The sequence below is a fragment of the Paenibacillus sp. S-38 genome, assembly GCF_049942825.1.
Classification (GTDB): domain Bacteria; phylum Bacillota; class Bacilli; order Paenibacillales; family NBRC-103111; genus Paenibacillus_G.
The window spans coordinates 2,997,635-3,017,716 of the sequence record NZ_CP187970.1 but is presented as its reverse complement, the minus strand read 5'-3'; the positions used below and the strand labels follow the sequence as shown (position 1 = coordinate 3,017,716).

Annotated in this window: 18 protein-coding genes and 1 other annotated feature; of the genes, 4 read left to right on the top strand and 14 right to left on the bottom strand. The window is 61.7% G+C overall.

What is annotated here, in order from left to right; genetic code table 11:
- Positions 1-196: 196 nt before the first annotated feature.
- The 5 genes from ACP26L_RS13790 to ACP26L_RS13770 all read right to left on the bottom strand — a co-directional run bounded on the left by ACP26L_RS13790 (position 197) and on the right by ACP26L_RS13770 (position 5,274).
- Positions 197-1,390 carry an acetyl-CoA C-acetyltransferase gene (locus ACP26L_RS13790; protein WP_426453277.1) on the bottom strand — a complete coding sequence of 398 codons (1,194 nt, stop codon included), beginning with the start codon at positions 1,388-1,390 and terminating at the stop codon, positions 197-199.
- The gene (locus ACP26L_RS13785; protein ID WP_426453275.1) at positions 1,387-2,067 is read right to left on the bottom strand and encodes a 3-oxoacid CoA-transferase subunit B; all 681 of its coding nucleotides are present in this window, start codon (positions 2,065-2,067) and stop codon (positions 1,387-1,389) included. The genes ACP26L_RS13790 and ACP26L_RS13785 overlap by 4 nt, the downstream gene beginning before the upstream one ends.
- Positions 2,068-2,170: 103 nt before the next feature.
- Positions 2,171-2,878 carry a CoA transferase subunit A gene (locus ACP26L_RS13780; RefSeq protein WP_426453274.1) on the bottom strand — a complete coding sequence of 236 codons (708 nt, stop codon included), beginning with the start codon at positions 2,876-2,878 and terminating at the stop codon, positions 2,171-2,173.
- Between the two features lie 188 nt (positions 2,879-3,066).
- On the bottom strand, positions 3,067-3,843 hold the full coding sequence (locus ACP26L_RS13775; protein WP_426454934.1) for a 3-hydroxybutyrate dehydrogenase: 777 nt from the start codon (positions 3,841-3,843) through the stop codon (positions 3,067-3,069).
- 51 nt (positions 3,844-3,894) lie between these two features.
- The gene (locus ACP26L_RS13770; RefSeq protein WP_426453273.1) at positions 3,895-5,274 is read right to left on the bottom strand and encodes a GntP family permease; all 1,380 of its coding nucleotides are present in this window, start codon (positions 5,272-5,274) and stop codon (positions 3,895-3,897) included.
- A 192-nt stretch (positions 5,275-5,466) separates the two neighbouring features.
- Between ACP26L_RS13770 and ACP26L_RS13765 the strand changes: the two genes are divergently transcribed.
- Positions 5,467-6,357, top strand: coding sequence for a LysR family transcriptional regulator (locus ACP26L_RS13765; RefSeq protein WP_426453271.1), 891 nt, complete (start codon positions 5,467-5,469; stop codon positions 6,355-6,357).
- Positions 6,358-6,480: 123 nt separating this feature from the next.
- On the opposite strand, the gene ACP26L_RS13760 is transcribed toward ACP26L_RS13765, so the two are convergent.
- Together ACP26L_RS13760 and ACP26L_RS13755 are read right to left on the bottom strand one after the other, a co-directional pair.
- A complete protein-coding gene (locus tag ACP26L_RS13760) occupies positions 6,481-7,587 on the bottom strand; it encodes an AbrB family transcriptional regulator (protein ID WP_426453269.1) in 1,107 nt (368 codons plus the stop codon).
- Between the two features lie 97 nt (positions 7,588-7,684).
- Positions 7,685-8,974 carry a Gfo/Idh/MocA family protein gene (locus ACP26L_RS13755; RefSeq protein WP_426453267.1) on the bottom strand — a complete coding sequence of 430 codons (1,290 nt, stop codon included), beginning with the start codon at positions 8,972-8,974 and terminating at the stop codon, positions 7,685-7,687.
- A 157-nt stretch (positions 8,975-9,131) separates the two neighbouring features.
- Between ACP26L_RS13755 and ACP26L_RS13750 the strand changes: the two genes are divergently transcribed.
- Positions 9,132-10,019, top strand: coding sequence for a helix-turn-helix domain-containing protein (locus tag ACP26L_RS13750; protein ID WP_426453266.1), 888 nt, complete (start codon positions 9,132-9,134; stop codon positions 10,017-10,019).
- Between the two features lie 187 nt (positions 10,020-10,206).
- Here the strand turns inward: ACP26L_RS13750 and ACP26L_RS13745 are convergent, their stop codons facing one another.
- The 7 genes from ACP26L_RS13745 to ACP26L_RS13715 all read right to left on the bottom strand — a co-directional run bounded on the left by ACP26L_RS13745 (position 10,207) and on the right by ACP26L_RS13715 (position 16,451).
- A complete protein-coding gene (locus ACP26L_RS13745) occupies positions 10,207-11,322 on the bottom strand; it encodes an aminopeptidase (RefSeq protein WP_426453265.1) in 1,116 nt (371 codons plus the stop codon).
- 166 nt (positions 11,323-11,488) lie between these two features.
- Positions 11,489-11,671 (bottom strand): hypothetical protein, encoded by a 183-nt coding sequence (locus tag ACP26L_RS13740; RefSeq protein WP_426453263.1) that lies wholly within the window; start codon positions 11,669-11,671, stop codon positions 11,489-11,491.
- A 94-nt stretch (positions 11,672-11,765) separates the two neighbouring features.
- Positions 11,766-11,984 carry a helix-turn-helix transcriptional regulator gene (locus tag ACP26L_RS13735; RefSeq protein WP_426454932.1) on the bottom strand — a complete coding sequence of 73 codons (219 nt, stop codon included), beginning with the start codon at positions 11,982-11,984 and terminating at the stop codon, positions 11,766-11,768.
- A 229-nt stretch (positions 11,985-12,213) separates the two neighbouring features.
- Positions 12,214-12,657 (bottom strand): nucleoside-diphosphate kinase, encoded by a 444-nt coding sequence (gene ndk, locus ACP26L_RS13730; protein WP_426453261.1) that lies wholly within the window; start codon positions 12,655-12,657, stop codon positions 12,214-12,216.
- Between the two features lie 470 nt (positions 12,658-13,127).
- Positions 13,128-14,420 (bottom strand): UDP-N-acetylglucosamine 1-carboxyvinyltransferase, encoded by a 1,293-nt coding sequence (murA, locus tag ACP26L_RS13725; RefSeq protein WP_426453259.1) that lies wholly within the window; start codon positions 14,418-14,420, stop codon positions 13,128-13,130.
- Between the two features lie 29 nt (positions 14,421-14,449).
- Positions 14,450-15,154, bottom strand: a complete 705-nt coding sequence (locus ACP26L_RS13720) for an FHA domain-containing protein (RefSeq protein WP_426453257.1) — start codon at positions 15,152-15,154, stop codon at positions 14,450-14,452.
- Between the two features lie 103 nt (positions 15,155-15,257).
- Positions 15,258-16,451, bottom strand: coding sequence for a DUF2087 domain-containing protein (locus tag ACP26L_RS13715; RefSeq protein WP_426453255.1), 1,194 nt, complete (start codon positions 16,449-16,451; stop codon positions 15,258-15,260).
- Positions 16,452-16,665: 214 nt separating this feature from the next.
- On the opposite strand from ACP26L_RS13715, the gene ACP26L_RS13710 reads away from it, so the two are divergent.
- Positions 16,666-18,192, top strand: coding sequence for an LTA synthase family protein (locus tag ACP26L_RS13710; protein ID WP_426453253.1), 1,527 nt, complete (start codon positions 16,666-16,668; stop codon positions 18,190-18,192).
- A 139-nt stretch (positions 18,193-18,331) separates the two neighbouring features.
- Positions 18,332-18,623 (top strand) — a binding site (T-box leader).
- 98 nt (positions 18,624-18,721) lie between these two features.
- Positions 18,722-19,975 carry a histidine--tRNA ligase gene (hisS, locus tag ACP26L_RS13705; protein WP_426453252.1) on the top strand — a complete coding sequence of 418 codons (1,254 nt, stop codon included), beginning with the start codon at positions 18,722-18,724 and terminating at the stop codon, positions 19,973-19,975.
- The last annotated feature ends 107 nt before the right edge of the window (positions 19,976-20,082 follow it).

The window sequence follows — 20,082 nt, the reverse complement described above, 5'->3', positions numbered from 1 at the left end:
CGGGCTGCTCCTGACCGCTTTCGAACCGTACAAGTCAGGTGGGGGCCTGCGGAGCTTGGGCGGAGACTTTCCCATCTTTTCAGCCAATCTCCACCACGCCACACCTGCCCTTACTCACGCCTTCAGCCCTCTATCCGCGGACTTTCCATCCCTGCCCCTCGAGCCTCACGCACGGAACCCCACCTTCGGCCGCCCTTCATTCCGCCCGTTCCACGAGCATCGCCACCCCTTGGCCGCCGCCTATACACAGCGCCGCGATGCCGTAGCGCGCCTGCCGCCGGCCAAGCTCGTGCAGCAGCGTGACGAGCACACGCGCTCCGCTCGCGCCGATCGGGTGGCCGAGAGCAATGGCACCGCCGTTGACGTTCACGCGGTCCGCCGGCACGCCGAGCTCTCGAATGACGGCCAGTGACTGGGCGGCGAATGCTTCATTGAGTTCAAAAAGATCGACCTCGCCGAGCGCGACGCCCGTCTTCTGCACGAGCCGGCGCACGGCGTCGACGGGCCCGAGGCCCATCACGGCCGGATCGAGCGCCGCCTGCGCATAGCCCCGGATCCGCGCCAGCGGCTTCGCGCCGAGCTCCCGCGCCCGCCCCGCGGACATCACGACGAGCGCCGCCGCTCCGTCGTTGATGCCCGAAGCGTTGCCGGCCGTGACGGTGCCGCCCTCGCGGAACGCCGGGCGCAGCCGGGCGAGCGCCTCTGCCGTCGTGCCGGCCCGCGGGTGCTCGTCAGCCTCGAAGAGTACGGGCGGCCCCTTGCGCTGCGGCACGGGCACCGGCACGATTTCGGCGCGCAGCCGTCCCTCTGCCGCAGCCTCCGCAGCCCGCCGCTGACTCTCCGCCGCGAAGGCGTCCTGCTCCTCCCGCGTCAGCCCGTACCGCTCCGCGATATTCTCGGCCGTGAGGCCCATGTGAATATCGCAGGAAGCGCACCACAGGCCGTCGCGGACGAGCGAGTCGACGAGTGCCGCATCGCCCAGGCGCAGGCCGTCCCTCGCGCCCGGCAGCAGGTAAGGAGCGCGGCTCATGTTCTCGGTACCGCCGGCCACGACGACATCCGCGTCGCCGAGAAGTACGGCCTGCGCCGCCAGCATGACGGCTTTGAGCCCCGAGCCGCACACCTTGTTGACGGTCATCGCCGGCACCGAGACACCGAAGCCCGCCTTCAGCCAGGCCTGCCGGGCCGGATTTTGGCCGAGCCCCGCCTGCAACACGTTGCCTAGGATGACCTCGTCCACTTGCTCTTCACTCATCCCGGCCCGCTGCAGGGCCTCCCGAATCACGATGCTGCCGAGCTCCGGCGCGGTAATCCCGGCCAGAGAGCCATGAAAGCTCCCGATCGCGGTCCGCACCCCGCTGACAATGACGGCTTCCCGATCCACGCTCATCCTGCCGCTCCCCCTTTGCCTGCCATTTCGCCGTCCAGCAGCCCGGCCGACACGGTGTAAGATGCCTCCGTCCGCTGCCTGACCTCGTCCAGCCGGACACCCGGCTGCAGCTCGACAAGAACCATTCCCGCCGGCGTGAAGTCAAACACCGCCAGATCGGTGATCAGCCGGTTCACAACGCCGGCGCCGGTGAGCGGAAGCGTGCAGGCTTTTCGAACCTTGCTCTGCCCGTGCTTGTTCACATGCTCCATGACGACGACGATCCGCTTCGCCCCGCTGACGAGATCCATGGCGCCGCCCATCCCCTTCACCATCACGCCGGGGATCATCCAGTTGGCAAGGTCCCCATTCTCCGCAACCTCCATGCCGCCGAGAATCGCAAGGTCAATATGCCCGCCGCGGATCATCGCGAACGACTCCGCACTGTCGAAGAATGAGGCGCCGCGTACCGCCGTCACGGTTTCTTTGCCTGCGTTGATCAGATCCGGATCTTCCTCTCCCTCATACGGGTAAGGCCCAATGCCGAGCAGCCCGTTCTCCGACTGCAGCATGACGTTCATCCCTTCGGGAATGGCTCCCGCCACCAGTGTAGGCATCCCGATACCGAGATTCACATACATCCCGTCCCGGATTTCCCGGACCGCCCGCTCCACGATGATCTCTCGCTGTCCCTTCATAACACTCCCTCCTCTGCGCATACGCTATTCAGCTCTTTCGACGTCCACTGCACGGCATGCTGCACTCCGCTCCCCGGCGCATCCACCATCTCCCGCCGTCTCTTCATGCCATTCCCTCCTTCGCACGTACAGTGCGCCGCTCGATGCGCTTGCCTGCCGCCGAGCCCTTCACGACCCTCTGCACGTAGATTCCCGGAGTATGAATCTCATCCGGGTCCAGCTCGCCCGCTTCCACGATGATCTCCGCCTCGGCGATCGTAATGCGGCCGGCCGCCGCCGCCAGCGGGTTAAAGTTGCGCGAAGTGCGCCGGTACACCAGATTGCCGAGCGTATCGGCCTTCCAGGCTTTGACCAGAGCAAAGTCGCCCACAATGCCGCGTTCCAGCACATACGTGCGCCCGTCGAACGTCCCCAGCTCTTTGCCTTCGGCCACAACCGTTCCCACGCCCGTCGGCGTATAGAACCCCGGGATGCCCGCGCCGCCAGCGCGGATGCGCTCGGCTAGTGTCCCCTGCGGTACGAGCTCGACCTCCAGCTCCCCGCTGAGGTACTGCCGCTCGAACGTCTTGTTCTCCCCGACGTAGGAGGAGATCATCTTGCGTATCTGCCGTCCCGCCAGAAGCAGGCCGAGACCGCCGTCGTCCACCCCGCAGTTGTTGCTGACCACGGTGAGTTCTTTCGTCCCCTGCGCCTGCAGGGCCCGGATCAGACCCTCGGGAATGCCGCAGAGACCGAAGCCCCCTACGACCAGCAGCGAGCCGTCCGCAATATCCCGTACCGCCTCTTCCATGGAAGCCATTCTTTTATCCATCTTCTTCTCTCCTCCCGTATCTGACTGTTCCCACTGCGTGCAGGATGTTACCTCAGCCCATGAAGAACCCTCATCAGCCTCTCAACCTCTATTTCCAAGCCTCTTTTCAGCACTTCCAAAACCTCAATCCAGCACTTCCAAAACCTCAATCCCAGCACTTCCAAAAACCGAATCAAGCACTCCCGCCTCTACTGAGCCGTATAGCCGCCGTCAATCAGCAGCGACGCGCCCGTCACGCCCCGCAGCTTGTCGCTCGCGATGAGCACGGCGTAGTCCGCGATCTCCTCCACCGTCAACAGCCTGCGCTGCGGCACGAGCGGGTAGATCACTTCCTCGAGCACGCTCTCCAGCGGCACGCCCCGCGTCCGCGCCAGATCCTCAAGCTGCCCGCGGACCAGCGGCGTATCGACGTAGCCCGGACAGAGCGCGTTCACTGTGATTCCGTGGGACGCGCCTTCGAGCGCGGCCACCTTCGTCAAGCCGATCAGCCCATGCTTTGCACTGTTATAAGCCGCCTTGCCTGCGAATCCGATCACCCCGTTGATCGACGCCATGTTGATAATGCGCCCGTACCCGCCCCGTTTCATCAGCGGAAACGCATGCTTGATCCCGATAAAAGCCCCTGTCAGCATCACCTTCAGCATGAACTCGAATTTGTCCACCGGGAACTCTTCCAGCGGGGCCACATGCTGCAGCCCAGCGTTGTTCACGAGGATATCGAGTGAGCCGTACGTCTCGTCCGCCGCCTGCAAAGCCGCCGCATACTCCCCTTCCTGCGTCACATCGCACCGCAGACCAAGCGCTTCGAAGCCTTCTTCCTGCAGGCGGGATGCCGCCTGAAGCGCCCCTTCCGTACGGATGTCGGTAATCACCACCCGGGCCCCCTCCCTCGCGAATGCGCGGGCGATCTCAAGCCCGATGCCGCTGGCCGCCCCCGTGACGAGGGCGGTGCGGTTCCTGAGCAGCTGTGTCATGAACGTTTTTCTCTCCTTTTTTCTTGGTCTATTGGATCTTCTTTAGAACAGCGACAGCACGATCGCCAGCACGAAAACCGTAATCGTCTTCACCACCGTGATCGCAAAAATATCCTTGTATGCCTGCCTGTGCGTCAGCCCCGTGATAGCGAGCAGCGTGATTACCGCACCGTTATGCGGCAGCGTATCCATCCCGCCTGACGCCATCGAGGCGATCCGGTGCAGCAGCTCCGGCGAGATGCCTGCCGCCTGGGCGGCCGCCAGGTACGTTTTGCCCATGACCTCCAGCGCGATCGACAAACCGCCCGAGGCCGATCCGGTCACACCGGCGAGAATGTTCACAGACACCGCTTCGGAGATCAGCGGGTTATCGGAGATACCGAGAATCCAGTTCTGGATGAGCTTGAATCCTGGGAGCGTTTTCACGACATTGCCGAAGCCCACCTCAGAAGCCGTATTGAAGATGGCCAGCAGGGAACCCATCGCCGCAGCGGTCAGACCTGCCGCGAGCTTGCCCTGTACCGCACGGACGTTAATGCACAAAGCCGCCGCAATCCCGATGCAGAGCGCGATGATGAGCGCCCAGGAAGACGAGACCGTTTTGACATTCGCGATGTTGAAGCTCTTGAGCAGCTCCGCACTGTACCAGTTGTTCACCGTCAGGGCGCCCCGGCTCAGCAGATAGTTGAACAGCAGAACGAGCACCAGGGGCAGCGCGGCAATCCAAATGTTCGGGTACGTCTGATTCTCCAGCACTTCCGGCTCGTTCTTGTGGCCCGTACCGTAGCCTTCTCCAGCCTCGGCTGCCTGTCTGCGCCGTCTCTCAAGCCAGAACAGCCCTCCGGCCAATACCATGAGTCCCCCAATGATACCGAGCACCGGGGCCGCATAAGCGTCCGTTCCAAAATACGTCGTCGGAATGATATTCTGAATCTGCGGAGTACCTGGAAGCGCATCCATCGTAAACGTGAAAGCGCCGAGGGCAATCGTACCGGGGATCAGGCGTTTGGGAATATCCGCCTCCCGGAAGATCGCTACCGCGAACGGATACACTGCGAAGGCGACCACGAAAAGCGACACGCCCCCGTAGGTCAGCACCGCACAGGCGGCAACCACCGAGAGGATCGCCCGCTGCGAGCCCAGCGCTCTTACGATCGTCTGCGCAATGGAGGACGCCGCCCCGCTGAGCTCCATCACCTTCCCGAAGATCGCGCCGAGGAGGAAGATAGGGAAGAAGCTTTTGACATAATTGGCCGCATTGCTCATGTACGTCTCCGTGTAGCTCGGCAGCAGGGCGTTCCCCGAGATTACCACCGCCAGCAGCGTGAAGACCGGGGCGAAGACGATGACCGGATACCCCCGGTAGGCAAAAAACATAAGCAGTCCCAAGGCTAACACAATGGCCAAGACCTGTAGGATCATCAGGCACTACCCCTCTTCATGGAAGTTGAAAGCTTTCATGTCACCTAAAAACGCTTACAAAACGAACTTCCGATAATTCCGGTAACGAGCGCTTCCTATGCCTTTTCAGTTTACATCCCGCTCCCCCACAGGTAAAATTCAGAGATAGCATGATCTGCATGAAAAATTGTTATGAATCGGGGTTGCCCTCACTTGGATATCCGACAGCTTTCCTACCTGCTCGAGATTGCAAAGCACCAGAATATCACCAAAGCGGCGGAAACGCTACATATGACCCAGCCCACCTTGAGCAAGATTGTCAAAGCGATGGAAGAAGAGCTCGGGGTCACCCTCTTCGACCGTTCCGGCAAGACTGTCAAGCTCACCGATGCGGGAGAAGCCGCCGTGGTTCAAATCCAGTCAGTGCTTCAGGCCTTCGAAGGCCTGCACACGGCCCTCGGGGATGTGGTCCAGCTGAAAAAAGGCATGATCCGCATCGGTCTGCCTCCTGTGATCGGCTCCGTGTTCTTCCCCCGGATCCTGGCCGGGTTCCGCGCCAAGCATCCGCATATTGAATTCGACCTTGTGGAAGAAGGGGCGAACAAGGTCGAGAGCCTGCTCCTCGAAGGCTCGCTCGACATGGGGGTCGTCGTCTCGCCGGTGGACCCGGACCGCTTCGATGCCCTGCCCTTCCTCTCCCAGCAGCTCACGCTGGTGATCCACGAGAGCCATCCGCTCGCTGCCCGGCCCTCTGTCCGGCTGGAGGAGCTGCGGGATGAGCCCTTCGTGCTCTTCCCCCGCGGATTTGCCGTCAGGAGGCATGTGATGCGGGCGTGCCGGGACCTCGGCTTCGAGCCGGCCATCGTGTACGAGAGCTCCCAGTGGGATCTCCTCGCCGAGATGGTTGCCGCCAGGGTCGGTGTCTCCATTATCCCGCAGGCGATCTGCAGCAAGATCACGAACCGGGACGTCCGTACGCTGACGCTTACCGACCCGGTCATTCCATGGAATCTCGAAGTCATTTGGCCCAAAAGTAAATACGTCTCCTACGCGATGCGGGAGTTCCAGGCGTATATCCGGGAGGCTGCGAGCTCGCGGCCTTGACGGGACCGTCAGCAAGAAGCCCCGGGCCGTGAAGGATGGCCGGGGCTTATCTGTGTCCTTGCCCATATGCCCCGACCCTTTCGGTTCATCGGCCCCTATCCCGCCATACCGGCTGCCGCTGGATTACGGAGCGGGCGGCTCCGGCTGAGCTGAGGCACCCTGCCGCTTCCGGGTCGCGGCCCGGCGGAAGCCCCAGCGCAGCAGATACGGCACCGCGAAGAGGATGAACAGGATGCGGAACATCTGGAAGGCGACGACGAGCGACACGTCCGCCCCGATCACGGAGGCGACGACCCCCATCTCCGTCATGCCGCCGGGCGAGGTGCTGAGGAAGGCGGTGGCCATGCTCATCGGCAGAAGCTTGCTGTAGACCCAGGAGAGCCCGAACGAGAACACCACGAGCCCCGCTCCCGTGAGCAGCGAGTAAGGCAGCAGCCGGCGCCACCCGGCCAAGCCGCTGAGCTTGATGCCGAGGCCGAGGTAGATCCCGAGGCTCAACTGCGCGGCAAGCAGCAGCGGGGCCGGCAGGTGGGGCGGCGCCAGGCCGGCGATGGTGAGCAGCGCCGAAGCGAGCATCGGGCCGAGGAACCACGGCGTAGGCAGCTTGAGGCGAACGGCGCCGAGGGCTGCGAGCGGGACGAGCACGACGGCAGCCGTCAGGCCGAACGGATGCGCTGCAGCCGCGCCTGGGGCCGGCAGCGGCACGGCGGACACGGAGCCCGCTGGGCCGGCAAGGCCGTGCACCGCGAGGAACGGCACCGCGAAGATCACGGTGAGCAGCCGGATCGTCTGCATGAAGGCGACCACCGTGCCGTCTGCCCCCGGCGTCTCCTCGCTGACGAGCACCATCTGGCTCAGGCCGCCCGGCACGCTGCCGATGATGCCGCTCTGCGGGGAGATGCCTGCCCGCCGGGCGAGCCAGTAACCGGCGAGCATGCTGAAGCCGACCGTGAGCAGCGTGGCCGCCGCCATCGCCGGCAGCTGGGCCGCGATCTGTCGGGCGCTGTCTGCCGTGAAGGCGAGCCCCATCGCATAGCCCAGCAGCAGCAGGCCGCCATTGCGGCAGGCGACCGGCCAGACCAGCGGCCTGGCCTTCCCCGCTGTCAGCGATTGCCACAGCACCGCAGCCGTCAGCGGCCCAAGCATCCAGCTCAGCGGCAGATGCAGCCAGGCGAAGAGCAGCCCGCCGGGGGCGGTGACGGCAAGCGTCGTAAGCAAACGTATGATCATGATGAAAGCCGCCTTCCTACGAAACGAACCCCCGGCTGCAGTTTCAGGCTGCAGCCGGGGGCCGATGTACTTAATTTAGGTTAGTATACCACATGACCTAGAAACGGACCAATTCGGATACGCGGACCGGCTGGCCGGTGCGGAGCGAACGGTTGCCTGCGATCCCGGTCAGGATCGACATCGCGCCGTCTACATGGGAGGCTGCGCGGCCAAAACGGTCCGGCTCCGGCGTGCCGAACAGGTCGTTCAGGAGCACCGGGTCGCCGCCGCCGTGGCCGCCCTTGCCCTCCTTCACCTGCACCTCGTAAGGTGCTTCGAAGATCGGGTGAACGATGATCTTCTTGCCGACTACCGCGCCTTCGAGCGCCTGGTCGCCGCCCGAGTTCACGTAAGAGGACTCGACAACTTCCATCTCGATGCGGCCCTTCGTACCGTTGAACGCTACACGGAAGCCTTCCCACGGAGCATAGGCGTACAGATTGTACGTCAGGATCGCGCGGTTCTTGTACTGCACCATTACGCCCATCGTGTCTTCGATGGAGATGCCTTCGCCGAATACGCTCTGGTCACGCTGGTAGCCGTCCTCGTGCTCCGCATCGAGATACATGCCCTTCAGCGAGTCGTTCTTGTCGAGATGGAGCGCGAAATGGTCGTTCTCCGCGTTCTTGCTGCCGGTCGCACGCTGGTAGAACTCGGTGACGCCGCGCTTCTCCGCGTTCTCCTTGCCGTAGAACATGAGGTCGCCGAGGGCGAACACGGTCTGCGGCTGGGTGTTCAGCCAGAAATTCACAAGGTCGAAGTGGTGCGTCGACTTGTGCACGAGCAGGCCGCCGCTGTTGCGCTTGTCGCGGTGCCATCTGCGGAAATAGTCTGCGCCGTGCTTCGTGTTCAGCAGCCACTCGAAGTGAACCGAATGCACGTCCCCGATCACGCCGTCCTCGATCAGCTCGCGGATCTTCGTGTTGTGCGGGGAATACCGGTAGTTGAACGTTACGCGCAGCTGGCGGCCCGTCCGCTTCACCGCGTCGAGAATCTCCTGGCATTTGTCTTCGTCGACTGTCATCGGCTTCTCGGTCATAACATCGCAGCCGAGCTCCATTGCGCGTATAATATAAGTATGGTGCGTGCGGTCGACGGACGTGACGATGACCACATCCGGCTTCGTCTCCTCGATCATCCGGTCGAACTCATGGGCTTTGTACGTAGGCACCGGCTCTGCGCCGAGATCCGTGATCTGTTTGTTCGCATAATTCATGCGGGTCTGGTTTACGTCGCAGAAGGCAATGAGCTGGGAGGTTTCTTTGAAATCGGATACAATGGCCTTATAGAAAAATGCCGCGCGGCCGCCGGTTCCGACCAGGGCATACGTCTTGTGCTGTGCTGTCATGTGTTGCTCCTCCTCTATGGGTTAAGGTATAGTTGGAGTATAGCGCAAGATTGATAGGTATTCAGCACGTAAATTGTCTAAATTCTAGATTTTCAACATATATTGCACACATGATTTGTCACTGATTCCCAGTCCTCCGATGAAAGGAGTCCTTCCGATGACGTCCACTGACACGCCCCGGGTCCCGTCCGTGCATCTTACGGATGAGCCTGCTTTCATCCTGCACCAGGCCCACCGGTCCGCCTCATTCAACATGGAATCGAACCATTCCCATGATTCCTATGAAATCTACTATATGCAGTCGGGCAGCCGCTACTATTTTATCAAGGACCGCTCCTATCTCGTCCGCGAAGGCGATCTCGTGCTGATCGAGCCCTCCGTGCTTCACCGGACAACCGAAGCCCACAGCTCCGAGCATGAGCGCATCCTCATCAACTTCAAGCCCGAGTGGCTCGGCTCCCTGCTGCCGGCTATGGAGGCCGATCTGCTGGATTCGTTCGGGAGGATCCCGGTCGTGCGGCCGGAGCCCAAGGAACGCCAGCGCATTGAGCTTCTGCTGACCACCATGCTGGCCGAGCAGAGTCACCCGGACGAGCCGGGGGCCGGCAGCGCGTTGAAGCTGTACCTAGCGGAGCTGCTCCTATGGCTGTACCGCTGGCGGAAGAAGGAGCAGGCGGCCGAGGCCGGAGGACGCTCCGAGCACCCGACGTCGCTGCACCGCAAGGTATCGGATATCGTGCAGCATATCAACGTTTCGTTCCATGAGGAGCTGTCGCTGCAGGTACTCGCCGACCGGTTCCACATCTCACCGTATTACCTCTGCCGTATCTTCAAGGAAGCTACGGGCTTCACCCTCGTCGAGTACATCCAGCGGCTGCGGGTCCACGAGGCACGGAAGCTGCTGGCCGGCACCTCCATGCGGATCACCGAAGTGGCCGGCGAGGTCGGCTTCGATTCGTCCACCCACTTCGGGCGCGTGTTCAAGTCAATCTGCGGTCTCTCGCCGCTGCAGTACCGCAAGTCACTAGAGGGAGGCGGGAAGTAGCCTGGGGGAGGCCTGCGATAAACGCCTGCAAAGCACAGCCTGGCGCCCCTTCGCGCACCGAACACGGATTTTCCGTGTTAGAGCGTACAAAAAAGCCGCCCCCCATCGGAGCGGCCTGCCTTGCTTCCTACCCTGTACCACGTTACCCCTAAACTCTAACCGCAGCCGATCCGCCGGCCGCTGCCTTCTACTTCAGGTTCTCGGGGTTGAGCTTCTCGAGCTCCGGCAGGACGAAGCGTCCGTCCTTGCGGATCAGGCGGTCATCGAAGTAGATTTCCCCGCCGCCGTATTCCGGACGCTGGATGAGCACCATATCCCAGTGCACCGAAGAGCGGTTGCCGTTGTCGGCACTCTCATAAGCGTTGCCCGGGGTGAAATGGATGCTGCCGTCGATCTTCTCATCGAAGAGGATATCCTTCATCGGATGCTGGATATGCGGGTTGACCCCGATCGCGAACTCACCGATGAAGCGTGCGCCCTCATCCGAATCGAGGATATCGTTCAGCTTCTTCGTTTCATTCGCCGTCGCTTCGACGATGCGGCCGTTCTCGAAGCGCAGAACCACCTTTTCGAAAACGGTGCCCTGGTAGATCGTCGGCGCGTTGTACGAGATGACCCCGTTCACCGAATCCTTGACCGGCGCCGTGAACACTTCGCCGTCCGGAATGTTGAACTCCCCGGCGCACTTGATCGCCGGGATGCCCTTGATCGAGAAGCTCAGATCGGTGCCTTCGCCGACGAGACGCACCTTGTCGGTCTTCTCCATGAGCTCGACGAGCGAATCCATGGCGGCGGACATTTTGCTGTAGTCCAGGTTGCAGACGCGGAAGTAGAAATCCTCGAACGCTTCCGTGCTCGTGTTCGCCAGTTGGGCCATCGAGGCGTTCGGATAGCGCATGATCGTCCACTTTGTATGATTGACACGCTGGTCGGTGACCGGGCGCTGGAATTCCTTGAAATACAGCTTGAGTTTGTCCTCCGGCACATCAGAGGTCTCCGTGATGTTGTCTCCGCTGCGGATGCCAAGATACGCCTGCATCTTCTTCATCCGCTCCACTTCGATCTCCGCCATCTGGCGGTACAGCTCCAGCGAGCCTCCGAGCATCAGGGCACGGGTGACCGCCGGGTCTCGGTACTCGACGAACGGCCGGCCGCCGGCCGCGTATACCTCCTCAATGATGCACTTGGTCAATTCCTGATCGCGCAGGCCGATCGCTTCGATCAGGATGTTCTCGCCCGGCTGCAGGTTCACCGAGTAACGCACCAGATTATGCGCCAGTTCTTTTAAACGGGGATCTCTCATACGACTTTTCTCCTTTGTTGCACCAGTTTCCCGAACGAATCGGATCCGTTCGCGGGTGAAATCGGAAGTGTTACAGTACCAATGTAACCAATTCCCGCGCAAACATCAAATCTCCCGGCACACGGGACAGTATTCACAGGTCGATTGGAAGTAACAGGGAATTTTTTCATCCGCGCACCGTGAACAAGGTGCAAAACCAGGCCGCCGCACTCGCCCTCTGCCATCCGTACTGATATCTCTCATCCAGCAGTCTGCGGCGGCCGGCCGCTCTTCGCGCTCCCCAGCAGAAAAGCAGCCCTATCGCCGGTCCCCCGATCAGTCCTGCCCATCCCCACATCGCATCGATCATCGTTCCTTACCGCTCCTCTCCCCAGATCGAATTCCCGCCTTGATAATGCTGCTTGCTCCCAAGGTTCATCTACTGCACTGACCAACCGGAGGCTTCACGGACCCTCGGCCTCACGCCCCTCCTCCTCCGAGATGAACAGCTCCTCAATGCGACACCTGAAAACCTTGGCCAGCTTAAAAGCCAGCTCCAGCAACGGATTGTAGCGTCCGTTCTCGATGGAGATAATCGTCTGACGGGATACGCCTACCCGCTCCGACAGCTGCTCCTGGGTCCATGACCTCTCGGCCCGCATGTCCCTGATCCGGATTTTCACCCGTCCTCTTCCCTTCTGCCTGCCCTGCGTCTGACTGATCCTCACCGATGTAAAATAACCTTTACGAAAATCTTACTTTACCTACCAGCTATTCATCAAGCTTGCTTTACATTGCGCAGGCAGTTGGGAAGCAAATCAAAAACCACTGGCCGTCCCGGGGGACGAACAGTGGCGACCTGCAAGCATGATATACCCGTATGAACGGCTTTTCGTCACCGGTGTCCCGCTTCTAAATGCACACCTGCAGCGGGCAGTCGTAAGCTACGATCTCTTCCGGGCGGAAGAAGTTCGCAATCTCCCTCTCCGCACTCTCCACGGAATCGGAGCCATGAATGACGTTGAAGCCTTTATGTACCGCATAATCCCCGCGGATCGTTCCTGGAGCGGCTTCCAGCGGATCCGTCTTTCCGATCATGTTGCGCGTGAGCTGCACCACATTGTCGCCTTCCCAGATCATAGCGAAGCAGGGGCCGGAGGTGATGAAATCGACCAGCTCGCCGAAGAACGGCTTCTCCCGGTGCTCGGCGTAGTGTCTCTCAGCCTGTTCCCGTCCGAAGATGACAAGCTTGGCTGCCGTAAGCTGGAACCCTCTCTCCTCAAAGCGCTGGACAAGCCGGCCAACCAGCTGTCTGCGAACACCGTCTGGCTTAACCATCAAGAATGTTCTTTCCATGGAAATGCACTCCATTCTCTTTTTGGGATTGTTGGAAAAATTCGGATTGGACCACATCTCATTATGTCCGGAATGGGGCTCCCGTAATCTTACCGGGTGAAGCTTCTCGGTTCATTGCGGCACATAGGAAGCAAATTCACTACAATAGAACATATCATATACTTATTATCAAGTAAATAGTGTGTTCTATTTCTAGAACCTCTAGGAGATTCCGTATCCTTCTGTCAGCGGCTGTATGGGTATATTACACCGCAGAGAAGCCCCAGAAACCCTGACTCCCCCGCACGCATCTCACCAAGCATCCCCGCTCCCATCCACCCATTTCTTCCCTTCATCGGATGCAGCAGAACGCCCGTGCCCGAAGCTTGCGAGGCCGCTTCGGGCCAACGCCAAAGAAGCAGGTTACACCCCTAGTGTACCTGCTTCCCGTCCGTAGGGTCTGTGATTCAGTTCACTTCCGGCCCTCGATTTCAGGAGCAATCCAAATTCAGGACCGTCTCCTGCTGTCCGCCGGACCGGAGGGTAATCTTCGCTCCCAAAGCGCGGAAGCTGCCGAGCACATCCGAATAGCCGCGCTGGATATGCTCGGTTCCGGTGATCCGGGTTACCCCTTCGGCGGCAAGGCCGGCCAGGATCAGGCTGGTGCCGGCACGCACATCCGTGGCATGCACCCACCCGCCCGAGAGCGGCCGGCCCCCGCGGATGAACGCCGTCTCCCCGCGCACTTCGATGTCGGCGCCCAAGCGCCTCAGCTGGGGCACATGATTGAACCGGTTCGGGAACACATGGTCCGTCACCAGGCTCTTGCCCTTCGCCTGGGTCAGCAGTGCCGTCATCGGCTGCTGCAGATCCGTAGCGAAGCCCGGGTACATCGCCGCACGCACCCGCACGGCACGGACCGCTCCGGTACCGTAAGCCGTGATGCTGCTCTCCCGGCTCTCGATCTCAAGCCCGGCTTCGCCCAGCTTGGCGATGCAGGAGCCGAGATGCTCGGGGATGACGTCACGCACCGTCACCACCCCGCCGGTCATGCCCGCCGCCATCAGGAAGGCCCCGGCGATGAGCCGGTCAGGGATGACTGCATGCCGGCCTCCGTTCAAGTACGGCACCCCGACGATCCGGATGCGGTCCGTGCCCGCCCCGTACACCTTGGCGCCGAGCGCGTTCAGGAAGGCGGCGGTATCGACCACCTCGGGGTCGACGGCGGCGTGGTACAGGTTCGTCGTCCCGCGAGCCCTTGCCGCCGCCAGCATCGCATTGATGGTAGCCCCCGAGGTAATCGTATCGAAGTAAATGTCCGCGCCGCGCAGCCATGCGGCTTCAACGGTATACGACTCCTCACAGGTGTACACCTTGGCTCCCATGGCCTGGAAGGCCTTGAGGTGCTGGTCGATTGGACGCGACATGAAATCATCGCCGCCGGGAAACCCGACGGTGACGCGTCCGAACTTGGCGAGCAGCGCCCCGGCGAAATAATAGGAGGCCCGGAAGCTGGAGGCCTTGCCGGGATCAATCACCGCGCTGTGTATGTATCTTGGGTCGAGAACCAGCTCGGCCTGAGGCGTCCACTCCATCGTCAGCCCGATATCCCGGGCGATGCGGCCGATGACCTTGACATCGTCGATCTCGGGAATGCCTTCGAGCGTGACGATCCCGTCAGCCAGACAGGCGGCCGCCAGGAGGGCGAGCGAGCTGTTCTTCGAACCGGGAATGCGGACTTCGCCGTGCAGTGCGCCCGCCGCTTCCACTTCAAAATAATTCATGGTATGGCCCCGCTTTCCGTGAGCATGATCTATCTCGCTTGAGCTTCCGCATCCGTCTCCAGCACATACCCGCTTCCGCGGACCGAGGAGATCAGGAAGGTGTCCTTGCCGTACTTCTTGCGGATCCGGTACACCAGCGCGTTGAGCTCGTCCATCGTGACATCCGGCGCCCCGTCCGGCCCGGCCGAACGCTCCGGCCAGACGCCTTCTTTGATCTCGGAGATCGGCACCAGGCGGTTCGCCTGCTCGTGGAGAAGCTGCAGCAGCAGATACTCCTTCTCGGACATCGCGATCCGTTTGCCGTTCACGACGCATTCGCGCTTCTCCCAGTGGATCGTCATGGCCCCCAGCGGCTCATCCAGCCGCTGGGTTATGCTCAGCGGTTCAAGCTCAAGCGTCCGGTCGGCGAAGACGTACGAGAAGTGCAGCACGGTCATGCCTTTGGCCAGCTTAATAATGTCGAAGGACTGCAGCGGGTACGCACGGCCGGGCTCGATCAGTTCCCCGTTGAGCTCGGTCCCGTGGCGGCTGCCGCAGTCGTACAGCACCGCCTGATCCCCTTCCCGGCGGATCAATATATGCTTGCGCGAGATGAACGCATTCGAGAATGCGAAATCCGGCGAATAGGTATTGGAAGCGCGGCCCACCACCGTCTCCGGCGCGGCCAGGTTCAGGCAGGTTCCCGAGCGGAAAGGCTCTCCGCGTATGACGTATAATGATGCATAAGTGTCCATAACCTTTTATCCTCCCTGCAGGTGAAGCAGACTCCTTTACTATCATAGCGCACCCCTGCAGGGTTTGAAAAGTTCACGGCCCTGACGCCTTCCTCACAACTGCCTAACGGCCGCCGTTCTCCCGCGTTCCGGGATTATACCCCCGTTCACCGTATGGCTGCAGCTCCTCCATCCATTTGGCTTCGAGCTGCGCCAGCATCTTGCCCGCCTCGTCGGCATGGATACCGCGCAGCGGAAGCTCCTCCAGCACCTCGAACTCGATCCCGTCCCCGCCCGAAGCCTGGAACTCCTCCTGCAGCTCCTTGTTCGGGTAAGCGCCGTTCTCCAGCTGGAACCAGATCCGGTTCTTCATCCCGCCGAGATTGCGGGAGGAGCCGACGAGCATGCGCCCCGCACGCCGGTTAATCACCCGGAAGACGCCGGCAGGCCGCTCGGTCTCCTCATACGCAAGCACCATCTCCTTGCGCTTCTCGCGGGTCGTCTTTGCACTCACCTTGTCCGGGTGCTCCCGAACTTCGTCAGCGGAGCCCGCTCTCTCTTCCGCAAGCCAGTAGGCGCTGCCGTCATCCCTTCGCTCCATGAACCCGTACTCGACCATATACCGCCGCAGGACGGCGTAATCCGGCCACGCCTGCTCGAGCACCTCGCCCACTTCCTTCTCCGTGTACTGCCGGCCGGGCTCGAACCGCTGGGCGAGCAGACCGGCAATCCGGATGCGCGTGCTCTCCTTGCCCGGCCAGCGTTTCAGCGGGCCGTGTACGCCCTGCGGGAAGAGCTTGCCCAGCCCTTCGGGCAGCTCATCGTCCGGCGAGACCGCTTGAGACGCTGTCCCGGCCGCCTTCGGAGCGCTCTCCTTGCTCTCTTTGAGCAGCTCCATCATGGCCAGGAACAGCCTCGCCTGCTTCTCCTTCTCCCTCAGCATGAAGCGGTGGTTGCGGATCGTCGAGGCGCTGCCCCCTCCAAGCTTCTTGACGATCTCCCCGTCGCTGTGGCCCTCGTGGAACAGCAGCAGCAGGCTTCGCTGCAGATCGGACAATCCGGTCCACTTCTTGTCGAGACCGCACAGGTAGTGCATCATGGATCCATGAGTCGAAGCGACATGCTCCTTCATCCATCGGCAGGCATCAAGAAACAGACCCGGCCGCCCCTCGCCTGCCGGGTAAATGAGGCCCTGCTCCGATTCGGCACTGCAAGCCAGGCAGCGGTATAGTCCGCTTTCCGCCTCGAAGCGGTACCCTCTCTTGAGCTCTTCCTGCGAAGCGGACCACAGGAGCTCGGACGGCTGGTGTTCCTTCATTGCGACAGTCCTCCCAATATACTATTTATATACAAACATTTTATGGTTCCGTTCATATATTGTCAAACACATATCCTTTTGGTTTACTTGATTTCCACTGACTTTTTTTGTCCCGCCGATAGCTTCTCCCTGTATCGTTCGGTTGTCAAGCATGATATAATAACGTTACTTTTCCCATGCGCAAACGCATACAAAATACAGGAGACCTGATCCCATGGCGCGTTTTTCCCGGTTGGCCGCAGCGGCCGCCACCCTTCTCCTTGTGCTGACCTTCAGCGCGTCCGAATACAGCAAGCCGGAAGATCCGGGGCCTCCCCCCGATCTCAGCGAACCGGTCGCCCTCACGCCCGAGGAGCTCCGGAAACCGCCGAATATTATCATTGTGCTGAGTGAAGCTTTCTGGGATCCTACTCAGCTGCCCGGTCTTCAGTTCAGCCGGGATCCCATCCCGTTCTTCCATTCCCTGCAGCAGCGCTTCCCGCACGGAACGATGCTCTCTCCCATGTTCGGAGGCGGCACGGCCAATGTGGAGCTGGAGGTGCTGACCGGTCTCTCCTACCGTTTCTTCCCGCCGGACTCCATTGTCTATGAGCAGTTTATCAAGCAGCCCACGCCTTCGCTGGCCACCATTCTGTCGGCTCAAGGCTACAAGACGACCTCGATCACGCCGTTTCACCAGTGGTTCTTTACGTCTACCGATGTCTACCGGTACTTCGGTTTCTCCAGGTACATCCCGCTCGAATATTTCGATCCCGACGAATTCGTGGGGCCGTATATGGGGGATGCGGCGGTGGCCCGGCGCATTATCGAGGAGAGCGGGCGCAGTCCCGGCTCCGATTTCATTTTTGCCAATACGATGGAGAACCATTACCATTATTTTCCCGGAAAATTCAAGCGCAATACGATTGACGTGAAGGGCAAGGGCGTATCGGCGGAGACGATCGGGCTGACCGAGACGCTTGCACAGGGCATGTCGGGGGCCGACCGGATGCTGCAGGGGCTCGTGACCCACTACAGCAAGGTGAAGGAGCCGACGATCATCGTCTTCTTCGGTGACCACCTGCCTTCGCTGGAGAAGTACAATGCCTACATCGACACCGGCTATATCTCGGGAGAGGACGACCCGGATTTCCTGGAGAAAATGCACAATGTTCCGCTCGTGATCTGGAACAACTACCTGCCCCGCGGGCAGGCGGACGAGCTCCATATCAGTCCCTCCTTCCTTGGCCCGTACATCCTCGAGATGGCCGGCCGCGAAGGCAGCGATTATACGGACTACCTGGCCGGCCTGTCCAAGAAGCTCCCGGTTCTCCCGCCGGCGCAGGATTATGCCCGGTATGGTGTCGATCCTGCCCTGGCGGAAGAGTATGCCCGCAGGCAGGCCGAGCATTTTGCCGAAGCCCAGCGGCTTGCCCCGCAGCGGAGTGAAGGCGAATTCGAGCTGGGTTATGGTCCGCCCCGCCTGGAGAGCATCTCTGCGGGAGGGACGGACCGCGGCGGCAATCGCGATCCTCTGTCCCTGGCACTCCATGGAGGCCGTTACGGACTCGGCTGCACGGTATTTGTCGACGGTCAAGCGGTACCGACCACCTGGCAGAGCGAGTCCAGCCTTCAGGCGCTGGTTCCGCGGGAGCTCATCGGAGCAACCGGCTCCATTGCCGTGCAGATCAAGGTGCTCGACTCGAAAGAGAATGTGCTCGGCGTCTCGGAGACGATCAGCTATGCCGTTCAGAGGTACTAAGAGCGGAGCCTGGAAACAGAGCGGCCCCTCCTCCTCGCAAGGGAGTTGACAACCGGAAGACTCCCGTTGTAGAATCCTTGGTAAGTTGAGCAGGAATGATCCAAATCATTCCATTCGTGTGATGGATTCACTTATAGCAATGCAGGCGTTGACAGGGAGAGTAAGTCCCTTGCCCGTACGTACAGAGAGCCGGTGGTTGGTGCGAACCGGACGTAGGAAGAGACCGAAACACACCCTTGAGCTGTGCTCCGAACCGCTCCGCGGCTTAACCCGCGGCGGCCCAGTAGGCGGCACCGGAGACTTCCACCGTTATCAGCGGAAGAGGGGTTAGTCGTTTTGACCCCTATCGAGAGATGCTGTGCTCCCCTTCCTTGGATGGGCCGGGTGCAGTGTAACATGGGTGGTACCGCGAGCCGAGCCTCGTCCCGTTTGGGATGGGGCTTTTTTGCGTTCTCCTGCCCGGCTCTCCCTGTCCCAGCTCAACGCACGGATGCTGTACACCAAACTTGTAACCAGGAGGGAAAAGACAATGAAAATCAAAGAATGGATCCGCCCCCGCGGCACGGCTGACGTGCTGCCCGAAGAGAGCTTCCTATGGCACCGCGTGGAAGACGCTGCAAGAAAGGTGGCGCGCCTGTATCATGCCAAGGAAATCCGCACGCCCCTCCTGGAATACGAGGAGCTGTACAGCCGCAGCGTAGGGGACGCCACGGACATTGTCGAGAAAGAAATGTATACCCTGACCGACCGGGGCGGCAGGCGGCTGGCCCTGCGGCCGGAAGGAACCGCCGGTGCAGCCCGGGCCTTCCTGCAGGGACGGCTCTACTGCGGCTCCCTGCCGATGAAGCTCTACTACATCGGCCCGATGTTCCGCTACGAGCGTCCGGGCCAGGGAAGGCTGCGGCAGCACACGCAGTTCGGCGTGGAAGCGGTCGGCTCCGCCTCCCCGCTGGCCGATGCGGAGCTGATGGCCATGGCGCTTCGCTTCTACGAGGAGCTTGGCGTGCCCGGGCTCACCGTGTCCGTAGGCAGCGTAGGCTGCCAGGGCTGCCGGCAGGACTATACCCGCAGGCTGCAGTCCTATCTGCAGCAGGAGCCCGGGGAGCTCTGCGCCGACTGCCTGCGGCGGCTCGAGCTGAATCCGCTGCGCACGCTCGACTGCAAGCAGTCCGGCTGCCGGCGCCGGCTGGAGCAGGCGCCCCGGCTGTCCGAGGCGCTGTGCCCGCCCTGCCGCGGCCATGCCGCCGGAGTCGACGCCGCGCTGGAGTCGCTCGGCATCCCTTATGTGCGCGATGCGCTGTTGGTGCGGGGCCTCGATTATTACACGGGAACCGTATTCGAAATCCAGCACAGCGGATCGGCCGTCGCCGGAGGAGGCCGCTACAACGCGCTGTACGTGGAGCTCGGCGGACCGCCGCTGCCCGCCGCCGGCTTCGGCATCGGACTTGAGCGGACGCTGCTCCTCCTACGGGAAACCGGAGCCCTGCCGGCGTCCCCCGCCCCGGGGCCCGACGTCTGGGTCGTGCCCCTCTCCGAAGCCGCCTGCCCCCGGGTGCTCCCTGTGCTGGATGCGCTGCGCCGGGCAGGCCTGGCCGCCGCGTCCCCGCTCGAGCCTGCCGGCTGGAAGGGGGCGCTGAAGTCGGCCCTCCGGGCAGGGGCCGCCTACCTGCTCGTCCTGAGCGGCGAAGAGGAAGAAGCCGGCAGCGTCGAGATCAAAGAGCTCGCCACCGGAGATCAGATGCGTCTTCCGCTCGACGCCTTTCTGTACCGCTGCGGCAGGTAGATACCCGGCTTCCTTTTCCGGCCATGGACAATCGATGCCTAAGCCGCCCCGCTCAGCTTAGGGCAAGGGCGGCTGAAGCCAGCGGTTTGTCCGCCCCGCGGGCAGCC